Source organism: Rhizobium ecuadorense (assembly GCF_001187535.1).
GTDB lineage: Bacteria > Pseudomonadota > Alphaproteobacteria > Rhizobiales > Rhizobiaceae > Rhizobium > Rhizobium ecuadorense.
Genome location: NZ_LFIO01001411.1, coordinates 1 through 214 on the forward strand (window position 1 = coordinate 1; position 214 = coordinate 214).

Consider the following 214-nt stretch of genomic DNA (forward strand, 5'->3'; position numbering starts at 1 on the left):
ATCCTTGGCCATTCGTCCGCCATTCCGGTTCCGTGCAGAGCAAGCGTGTATCGATAAGGCTGGTATTTCTCCGGAATCCGCCACGACAGCGCGTTGAACTCTTCAAACGTCATGTCGGGCTTCAGGATGGCGAGATTGTGCTCGATCTGATCCCTGGCGGCGGCGTAGAGTTGCTTCTGCTTGGCGTTCATCGCGACGTGCCCTGCTGTCCACG

General features: G+C 57.9%; 1 pseudogene. It reads right to left on the minus strand.

Annotated elements, in window-relative coordinates:
- Positions 1–214 (minus strand): annotated as a pseudogene (locus AF337_RS29780) (aminopeptidase P family protein); the annotation flags it as partial.